The sequence below is a fragment of the Rhodosalinus sp. genome (assembly GCF_041685465.1).
In the GTDB taxonomy this organism is placed as follows: Bacteria; Pseudomonadota; Alphaproteobacteria; order Rhodobacterales; family Rhodobacteraceae; genus Rhodosalinus.
Window position 1 is genome coordinate 1 of the sequence record NZ_JAWLFS010000251.1, and the last position, 4,126, is coordinate 4,126.

Annotated in this window: 5 protein-coding genes; 2 read left to right on the forward strand and 3 right to left on the reverse strand. The window is 70.7% G+C overall.

The features are described 5' to 3' along the window. Nucleotides 1–508: ATP-binding cassette domain-containing protein (locus tag ACESL7_RS13710; RefSeq protein ID WP_372893872.1), on the forward strand; the 508-nt coding region annotated here is incomplete at its 5' end. A 16-nt stretch (nt 509–524) separates the two neighbouring features. Here the strand turns inward: ACESL7_RS13710 and ACESL7_RS13715 are convergent. Together ACESL7_RS13715 and hemN are read right to left on the reverse strand one after the other, a co-directional pair. Beyond that, nucleotides 525–1,433, reverse strand: coding sequence for an endonuclease/exonuclease/phosphatase family protein (locus ACESL7_RS13715; RefSeq protein WP_372893873.1), 909 nt, complete (start codon nt 1,431–1,433; stop codon nt 525–527). A gap of 68 nt (nt 1,434–1,501) precedes the next feature. Then, nucleotides 1,502–2,857: an oxygen-independent coproporphyrinogen III oxidase gene (hemN, locus tag ACESL7_RS13720; protein ID WP_372893874.1), complete on the reverse strand. Its 1,356-nt coding sequence runs from the start codon at nt 2,855–2,857 to the stop codon at nt 1,502–1,504. 70 nt (nt 2,858–2,927) lie between these two features. Here hemN and fnrL point away from each other — a divergent pair, with 70 nt between their 5' ends. Next, a complete protein-coding gene (gene fnrL, locus ACESL7_RS13725; protein ID WP_372893875.1) occupies nt 2,928–3,674 on the forward strand; it encodes a transcriptional regulator FnrL in 747 nt (248 codons plus the stop codon). Between the two features lie 82 nt (nt 3,675–3,756). Here the strand turns inward: fnrL and ACESL7_RS13730 are convergent. Next, a partial coding sequence (locus ACESL7_RS13730) for a P1 family peptidase (protein WP_372893876.1) occupies nt 3,757–4,126 on the reverse strand: 370 nt, incomplete at its 5' end.

Sequence of the window (4,126 nt, forward strand, 5' to 3'; positions counted from 1 at the left end):
GGATCCCTACGGCTCGCTCAGCCCCCGCATGACCTGTCACCAGGTCATCGCCGAGGGGCTCGGCGTGCACGGGATGCGCGAAAAGGGCCGCAACGAACGTGATCTGGTGGCCGAGGTGATGGCCGAGGTGGGCCTCGACCCGGCCACCATGGACCGCTACCCGCACGAGTTCTCCGGTGGCCAGCGCCAGCGCATCGCCATCGCGCGCGCGATGATCCTGCGGCCGAAGCTGCTGGTGCTGGATGAGCCGACCTCGGCGCTCGACATGACGGTGCAGGTGCAGATCGTGGACCTGCTGCGCGACCTGCAGGCGCGCCACGGCATGGCCTATCTCTTCATCAGCCACGACCTGCGCGTGGTGCGCGCCATGGCGCATCAGGTCATGGTGATGCAGGACGGCGACGTCGTCGAACACGGCCCCTCCGAGGCCGTCTTCGAGCGCCCGCGCGCGCCCTACACGCGCAAGCTTCTCGCTGCAGCCTTCGACCCTCCGGGGCGCGTGGCCTGAGGCGTCGCGGGGCCGCTCAGAGCCCCGGAAACTCCACCGCGAGGAGCGCGTGATCGCTCGCATGGGGGCGGTGCCAGCCGGTGCCCTCGAACCGGTGCCCGGCGTGGCGCTGCGCCTCGCGGCCGAGGCCGGCGCGATGGAGGCGCGGGCGCGCCCCCGGAAAGCGCCCGGCGAGCGCGGGTGAGGCGAGGAGCGCATCGGGCCGCCCGTAGCCGCCCGAGACCGAATCGTGCCACGACCACCGCTCGCCCGGCGGCAGGCGACCCAGAAGGTCGACCGAGAACGGCGGCAGGAGCGGCGCGATGGCGGGCGCCTCCCCGGCCGCGGGCTCGTTCAGGTCGCCGAGCACCAGCCAGAGCGCCGCGGCCGGGTCTGGAAAGCGCGCCTCGATCAGCCGGCGCACCGCCTCGGCCTCGAGCCGACGCACCTTCCAGGCCTTGCGCGCGCGGGGGTAGGGCGCCTTGAAATGGCAGACGAAAAGCGTGAGAGGCCCGGCCCGCGCGGTCAGGCAGTCGCGGCGAAAGACCGGCCGCCCCGGGGTCATCCAGCGCGGCGTCTCGAGGCCGATGTCCGACGGGGTCAGCGCGGCGTGGCTTTCCACCTCCGCCAGCGGCCGGCGGCTCATCAACGCGACGTCCTGTCCCCGCCCGTCGTTGCCGGGGCGGCAGACGCGGTGCGGATAGCGCGGGCCGCCGAGCGGCGCGAGGAGCCGGTCGTGAAAGGCGTCGAGCGCCGCGCGGTCGAAGACCTCCTGCAGGGCGAGGACGTCCGGTGCCGCCTCCGCGATCAGCCGTGCGCCGAGGCGGCGGTCGTCGGTGTCGTGGCGGGCCGCGTCGGGCCCCGTGTCCACGTCGGCGTCGCGCGCGCCGTCGAAGTGGCCGTGGCGCAGGCGCAGGTTCTGCATGTTGAACGTGGCGACACGCATCGGCCCCCCTGCGCGCGCTCCTCGGCCCTTGCGGGCCTCGTCGCGGGATGCGCCCCGGCGCACGCGCCTCAGATCGCCGGGGAGTGCCCCGCCTTGTCCAGTTCGTAGACGTCGAAGGCCCGCGCGATGATCCGCGTGAGCGGCCGCGCCGGCCCCGGGATCGCGAGGCCCGTTTCGTTGACCTCCAGCAGCCCGTCGAAGTCGCGGTCGGCGGCGCGGAACATCTCCATCATCCGCTCGCGGGGCACCCCGTAGTCGCGCGCGATCTCGTCGGCCTCGACGCGGAAGTCGCACATCAGCGCCTCGATCACCCGCCCGCGCCAGAGGTCCTCCTGCGACAGGATGTGCCCGCGCGCGGTCGAGAAGCGCCCCCCGCGGATCGCCTCGGTGTGCGCGGAGGTGGCCGGCGCGTTCTGCGCGTAGCCCTGCGGGAACCGCGAGATCGAGGAGGCGCCGACACCGATCAGCGCCTCTGCGGTGTCGTCGGTGTAGCCCTGGAAGTTGCGGCGCAGATGCCCGGTGCGGGCGGCGACGCTGAGCCCGTCGTCGGGGCGGGCGAAGTGATCGATGCCGATCTCGTCGTAGCCGTCCCAGGCGAAGAGGCGGCGCGCCACGTCGAAGAGCGCGAGCCGTTCCTCGGGCGTCGGCAGCGCGTCGGAGGGGATCATCTGCTGGCGCTTGGCCATCCAGGGGACGTGCGCGTAGCCGTAGAGGGCGACGCGATCCGGCGACAGCGACAGGAGCTTCTGCACCGTTTCGGTGATCCGTTCGCCGGTCTGGTGCGGCAGGCCGAAAAGGATGTCGGCGTTGAGGCTTTCCACCCCGCGCGCGCGGATCATGTCCACGGCGTCGCGCGTGACGTCGAACCCCTGGATCCGGCCGATCGTGCTCTGGATGTCGGGGTTGAAATCCTGCACCCCGATCGAGGCACGGTTCATCCCCGCCGCGGCGAGCGCGTCGAGGCGGGGCGCGTCGATCTCGTTGGGATCGATTTCGACCGAGAACTCGTAACGCTCGGAAAAGGGCGCGACCTCGGCCGTGGCCTCGGCGAGCGCGGTCATCATCTCGGGCGTCAGGAGGGTGGGCGTCCCGCCGCCCCAGTGCAGCCGTCGAATCGTCACGCCCGGCGCGAGGCGGTCGCGAAGCATCGCCAGCTCGGCCTTCAGCACCTCGAGGTAGGCCGCCACCGGCGCGTCGCTCTGCGTGCCCTGTGTCCGACAGGCGCAGAACCAGCAGAGCCTGCGGCAGAACGGCACATGGATGTAGAGCGAGATCTGCGAATCGGCGGGCACCGCACCGATCCAATCCGAGAAAACGCCCGAATCCACGCCGCCGCCGAAGTGGGGTGCGGTCGGATAGCTCGTGTAACGCGGCACCTTCGCGTCAAAGAGTCCGAGCTTTGCGAGTTGTTTTCTGCTTACCATGTCACTAGGATTAGACACGAGGGAGCGTAAGGGCTTTGACCCAGATCAACATGCGAAAAGAAGGCATTCCATGCTGAATGAACCGATGTCCTCCCTCTCGCAGAACTGTTCGGATTGTCCCATCCGGCACCGGGCGGTCTGCGCGCGCTGCGACGGCGACGAGCTGTCGAAGCTGGAGGATATGAAATACTACCGAACCTTCCAGGCCGGGCAGACGATCGTCTGGTCCGGTGACCGGATGGATTTCGTGGGCTCCGTGGTGTCGGGGATCGCGACGCTGAGTCAGACGATGGAGGACGGGCGCACCCAGATGGTGGGCCTGATGCTGCCGTCGGACTTCATCGGCCGGCCGGGGCGGACGACCTCGGCCTACAATGTCGTCGCGACGACCGACGTGGTGATGTGCTGCTTCCGGAAGAAACCGTTCGAATCCATGATCGAGCGCACGCCGCACATCGCGCACCGCCTCCTCGAGATGACACTCGACGAGCTGGACGCGGCACGGGAGTGGATGCTGGTGCTCGGTCGCAAGACCGCGCGCGAGAAGATCGCCTCGCTCCTGTCGATCATCGCGCGGCGCGACGCGGCGCTGCAGCTTCAGGGCACGTATGGGCCGCTGGTCTTCGACCTGCCGCTCACGCGCGAAGCCATGGCAGATTACCTCGGCCTGACGCTCGAGACGGTGAGCCGGCAGATGTCGGCGCTCAAGCGCGACGGCGTGATCGAGTTGCAGGGCAAGCGGCACGTCACGGTGCCCGACTTCAACCGCCTCATGGAGGAGGCGGGTGACGACAGCGACGGCGGCGTGCTGGTCTGACACGGGGGCGTGACGGGCACGCTCCTCATGCGGTGAGTCGTCGGGTGCGTGACGCGCCCGCCGCCCGAGGACATCCTGCGCGTCATGCCTGTCGGGACGGATCCCGCCAGCAGGGCAGCAGGTCGCCCGCTTCGGGCGTGGCATGATAGACGGCCCGCGCGATGGCCCGCGAGAGGCAGAGCGCCGCCGCGTGGCCGATCGTCAGCCTGTCGACCTCCGGTGTCTCCAGCGGCCGTGCGCCGGTCGCCACACCGAAGACGAGATCTCCATCGTTCGGCGTGTGCGCCGGGACCACCGCACGCGCGATGCCGTCCTGCGCGGCGGTCGCCATGCGCTGCGCGTCGGCCTTCGAGAGCGCGGCGTCGGTGGCGACCACGGCGATCGTCGTGTTGCCCTGCGCGGCGAAGGCGGTCTGCTTGCGGCTCTCCAGCCGCCGGCCGAGCCCCGCGGCC

Excerpts from the sequence above, each read along its gene's own strand:
- ACESL7_RS13715 (WP_372893873.1), bottom strand. The coding sequence starts at position 1,433 with ATGCGTGTCGCCACGTTCAACATGCAGAACCTGCGCCTGCGCCACGGC.
- hemN (WP_372893874.1), bottom strand. The coding sequence starts at position 2,857 with ATGGTAAGCAGAAAACAACTCGCAAAGCTCGGACTCTTTGACGCGAAG.
- fnrL (WP_372893875.1), top strand. The coding sequence starts at position 2,928 with ATGCTGAATGAACCGATGTCCTCCCTCTCGCAGAACTGTTCGGATTGT.